The following is a 4253-nucleotide window of genomic DNA, read 5'->3' on the forward strand; positions in this document are numbered from 1 at the left end:
CGAAGTGCCAGGAAGGGATCGACGGGCCTGATTCACAATTAACAACATCTATCGGCAGATGGCCGCGCCCAAGATTTTCCGCGACAGCAGACAGCCGCTTCCCCCGTATCCGGAGTCGAGCGCCGTTCAGCGAGGCGGGCGCGAGCAGGCCGGCGTCGATGTTGCCGATGCCAAGCCCCATTAAGGGTGGGAATCCTTTCCCAATCGCAAACGGCGTCTTCGGGAAGGGGCTGGCCGGCGCTCCCGGCCAGGCCGTTTGCGATTGGAAGGGTCATCCCAGCGCTCCTGGGATGACCGTTTGCGATTGGAGCGCCGAAGCCTCCCTTCCCGACGCCATGTCCCGACCGCGCGTTTTCGTCGGCAAAGGATTGCCGATCTACAAATGGCTGAAGCAATTCACTCGAACCGAAGGCGCTAACGATGTTCGCCAAGCCTTTTTTGTAAAGCCCAGAATTCAAGCTGCCAAGTCGACGACCGGCGCCCTGGGTCGGTCCAGTGCCCGCGCGAGGAAGGCGGCGATTCGCTGCCAGTGGACCCGAAGGGTCACGTCGTCGTAGTTTTCCGGACGGCCGTGGAGGTCGAGGACGATCGCATCGCCGCGGGCCATGAAGCCCGCCGCCAGGTCTTCCACCGGCCCGGCCGCGAGAGTCCGGGTGTTTGCGCGGCAAGGGCCGAACCGGCTCGGCGGCTCGAAGGGCGTCGTTGGTTCCGCAAACCCGCGCGCAACGGCCAGCGGCGTAGCGCAGCGCCTGCTCGTGATCCTCGCGCGAGAAATCGGCGAGTGCGTCGCCGATCAGAAAAGGCTGGATGTCGAGCATGAAGGCTTCCGCCGCGGTCATCAGGCAGCCGATGTGGGCGTACACTCCGCAGATCAGCAACTGGTCGCGGCCCGTTCCGCGCAGCCGCGCTTCCAGGTCGGAGCGCTTGAACGCGCTGTAGCGCCATTTGGTCGGCACGGTGTCGCCGGGCTGGGGCGCGACCGCGTCCACAACGCGCGTCGATTCGGGCCGGTCGGGAATGCCGTCGCCCCAGAAATCGTTCAGCAAGGCACGGTCCTCGGGCGCCTGCCCGCCGGGCTGCGCGGTGTAGAACACCGGAATGCCGGCCTTTCGGGCCGCAGCGATCAGGCGGGCGCAGCGGTCCAGAAGCTCCTGAATGGGCGGCTGTGCGGGATCGTAGAAATCCAGGAAATACCCACATCGGATTTGTCGAACGAAACCCTGGATATGCACGGGCCATCGAATCATTGAAGGAAGAACTGGAAGCCGTCGACTGGTACAACCAGCGGGTCGATGCCTGCAAGGACCCCACCTTTTCCAAGGAGCTCCGCGATTACTTGTTCACGGATAAGCCTTTGGCGCACGAATAACGGTCATCGAGCGATTTCTCGATGGCAATCGGGTCGGGGTCGCGGGACATCGCCCGTTACCCTCGACCGAATCGCCGGACGACGTGGTGTTCGGACAGGGCCAGCTCCGTTGCCGGTATTTGGCGCGGACGATCAAAACTTCAGAATGGCGTTTGCAAAGACCGTGTTGTATTCGTAGTCGGCAAACACCCGGCTGGAGCTACGGTGTCCTTTCTCATAGACGATATTCAGCTGGCCGTGATCGGCAAAGTCGTAGGAAACCGATAATCGGCCGGTTAGGATCGTGTCTTCGTCAGTCTTCGCATCGATGCGTAATTTCGGGTCGCCGGCGTACTGCCACTCTTCCCAGCTAAATTTCGCTTGCAAGTCGATCTTTGGCGTTACCGACCACGTGGGGCTGACGCTCACGCCTTTAGTGACGACATAGCTGGCCGCGATATCCGAGGTTCTGTTCAACAAATCTCCCCAACCCGACAAGGTAATCACGGTTTTTCCTGTCGGTGTCCATTGATAATTGAGCCGCCATGCCTCGCCTTGATAATCCCGTTGTGAAAATTGCTTATGATTGCGGATGCGATAGCCGATGCGTCCCTCTACCAGCGATTTTCCGGTAATCTGCCATTTGTAGAGTGCACTGAATTCATGTTCCTGGTAGCGGTTATCGATCAGCGCGGACAAAACCCGCTCCCGATTCGGCAGGCTGGCATCCGTGTGTGTGTACTGAATGCCGATCGTATTCTGGTCGGGAGATTTATAGTGCAGCCCGATGATGCCGGTATCGCTGGTCAGATCCAGAAACCTACGCTGGGGCGCCTCATGCTCGCTGTTCAGCCACCGGTATTGTCCGTTCAATCTCCATCGTGGATTGAACTTGTAATTGACATCGACCAAGGCCGTATTGTCCGTGATGAGATCCCTTCCGAAAAACCCCGTGTTGGTAAAACCTCCCAAATACTGCCTGTAGCCATAGCCGAGTATTCCGCCGAAGGAAGTTCCCGCTTGCCATTTCCATGTCCCTTTTGCCAGGGACGATACATGGTTAAGCTCATCGTGGTTGGCGTAACGATTGTCGTCGACCTTTCCCTCGAGCTGAAACTCCTGCCGGCTCACCGGAATATAGGTTCTGAGCCCCGCGGAAAGCCGGTTGATCAAGTCCCAGCGTTCCGATTCGTTTATCGGTGCGTTCGGATTGGTCTTGCTCGGGCGACGGAAAAGATTGTCATCGTAGGTCAGCGTCTCCGATAAATAAGGCTGAAAAGTGTCAGTAGGATCGGCGACGCCGAAAGAGGCTTCCGTCCACACCAAAAACGCGAGGGAAATAATAGTTTCCGCTTTGGGCTTATACATGAACCGCTGATGCTTGCGTCTTGAACGTAGCGCTTTCAAATGCTTGCGCAAACCTTTTGTATCAGCCTATGCGGCGAGACTTTCCGTACCGCCGAATTCCGATAGCGACTAGCCCGATCGTGTTATGGCTATACACAACGGCACGCCTTTAGCGAAAGAGGACCGGCAAAATGTCATCGATCCGCTTTGCACGAAAATAAGACCGCGCCGCCGCGCGGCTCTCCGAATCTGCGATACGGCCTGCGGCCGCAGAGCTCAGGCCGTCGAGGATCGCGGACGCGAATCCGGATTCATCTTTGCTGACTCGGAAGCAATTCTTGACCTCATCCGGAAGTCCAGCCAAGCCCTGAGGCGTACTGATCAATTCGGCGGGGGAAAAAAGCATTTCGACGGACTTGATATTGACTCCGCTACCCGCAAAGACAGGGTTGATCAAGATCTGCGCGTCGCGCAATATCGAGACGGCGTCTGGCGGATTTTCGATCAGTGTGACTTCGGGGCGCGCAGCGAGCGCCGCTCGTATCTGATCCGAAGGCTGGCTGCCGGCGATGAACAGGCGCAGGCCGGGCCGTGCATCGAGAAGCCGCGGCGCCACCTTCTCCAGAAACCAAACCAAGCCCTGGACGTTATTGGGCATGAACAGGTTTCCGAGATAGCCGACGTCGAATCGGGGGGGACCTTCCCGCGGCGCACTGAGGCGTCCCGCAAAAGATTCGTCCACCAGCGGCGGCAGCCAATATCCGGACGTAAACCCGAGCTTCTCCCAATATCTAAGGTCATCGACGGAGATATCGAAGAACGCGGAACTCTCCCTGAGAATTCCGTGCTCGTAACGGCGCAGGTTGAACAGGCTGAGTGTCCACTGAAACCGTTCTCGCGCCGTTCGGGCGATTCTGGCCTGATGTAGTGTGTACCGATGTTCGATGTTGTGAGAGCGGTAGAACAACGGCAGTTTCAGCTCGTGCGCCAGACCGCGCGCCACCTCGCCACCATAGACGGCGTCCAGCCAGATTGCCTGGCTGTCGAATGCGCGCTGCGCCTCCAGCAGGGAACGAAACTCGGCGGGCCTCAAGCTACGGGAGGCCACTCGCCAAGGCAGCCGCCACAGGTGGACAGTTCGCTTGATGCGCGAACGCCAGGTTCGTTCAAACGGAAAGACGTACAGATCCTCCACGACCTCCCGCACCTTGTCGAGATGTTCCGGTCGCAGCGCGCCGGCGGCTCCGCCGCCCCAGCAGACGAGTTGGACGCGGACGCCCGCCGATTTCATGGCGCAGAGCCGGCGCCACACGTCGACCAGACCACCATGTCCGGGAGGGAAAGGCAGCTCGTTACAGATCATCGTGATGCGCATCGGTTGGTCCTTATCTTGCTCTGCGCGCTTTGTGTACGGATGCCTGTGGCGAAGCTAGCGGGCGGAATACCAGGTAGAACTGCGTCTCCGTTGCCATGGCTTCGAGGTAGATGCCCCGGCGGGTGTACGGCGCGGCGGAATCGGGGACGGTGCCCACAAACACCCGCTGCAGCTCGGCGCCGG

At 59.4% G+C, this 4253-nt stretch carries 6 protein-coding genes; 2 read left to right on the plus strand and 4 right to left on the minus strand.

All coding sequences use genetic code 11. The annotated features are described in order from the left end of the window. Positions 1-181 (minus strand): hypothetical protein (locus ABJK70_RS21040; protein WP_347259012.1); only part of this gene is annotated, 181 nt, incomplete at its 3' end. A 273-nt stretch (positions 182-454) separates the two neighbouring features. Next, positions 455-607: a hypothetical protein gene (locus ABJK70_RS21045; RefSeq protein ID WP_347259013.1), complete on the minus strand. Its 153-nt coding sequence runs from the start codon at positions 605-607 to the stop codon at positions 455-457. On the opposite strand from ABJK70_RS21045, the gene ABJK70_RS21050 reads away from it, so the two are divergent. Beyond that, positions 606-1250 (plus strand): hypothetical protein, encoded by a 645-nt coding sequence (locus tag ABJK70_RS21050; protein WP_347259014.1) that lies wholly within the window; start codon positions 606-608, stop codon positions 1248-1250. The genes ABJK70_RS21045 and ABJK70_RS21050 overlap by 2 nt on opposite strands. After that, positions 1247-1369 (plus strand): hypothetical protein, encoded by a 123-nt coding sequence (locus tag ABJK70_RS21055; RefSeq protein WP_276205341.1) that lies wholly within the window; start codon positions 1247-1249, stop codon positions 1367-1369. Before ABJK70_RS21050 ends, ABJK70_RS21055 begins: the two co-directional genes overlap by 4 nt. A 132-nt stretch (positions 1370-1501) precedes the next feature. Here the strand turns inward: ABJK70_RS21055 and epsL are convergent, their stop codons facing one another. Further along, complete coding sequence (gene epsL, locus ABJK70_RS21060; RefSeq protein ID WP_347259015.1) at positions 1502-2716, minus strand: XrtB/PEP-CTERM-associated polysaccharide biosynthesis outer membrane protein EpsL; 1215 nt, start codon at positions 2714-2716, stop codon at positions 1502-1504. A gap of 148 nt (positions 2717-2864) precedes the next feature. Next, positions 2865-4070: a glycosyltransferase gene (locus tag ABJK70_RS21065; RefSeq protein ID WP_077728916.1), complete on the minus strand. Its 1206-nt coding sequence runs from the start codon at positions 4068-4070 to the stop codon at positions 2865-2867. Between the last annotated feature and the right edge of the window lie 183 nt (positions 4071-4253).

The organism is Methylocaldum sp. (assembly GCF_039794385.1).
In the GTDB taxonomy this organism is placed as follows: Bacteria; Pseudomonadota; Gammaproteobacteria; order Methylococcales; family Methylococcaceae; genus Methylocaldum.

Coding starts and splice junctions, on each gene's coding strand:
- ABJK70_RS21050 (WP_347259014.1), top strand. CDS start 606: ATGAAGCCCGCCGCCAGGTCTTCCACCGGCCCGGCCGCGAGAGTCCGG.
- ABJK70_RS21045 (WP_347259013.1), bottom strand. CDS start 607: ATGGCCCGCGGCGATGCGATCGTCCTCGACCTCCACGGCCGTCCGGAA.
- epsL (WP_347259015.1), bottom strand. CDS start 2,716: ATGTATAAGCCCAAAGCGGAAACTATTATTTCCCTCGCGTTTTTGGTG.
- ABJK70_RS21065 (WP_077728916.1), bottom strand. CDS start 4,070: ATGCGCATCACGATGATCTGTAACGAGCTGCCTTTCCCTCCCGGACAT.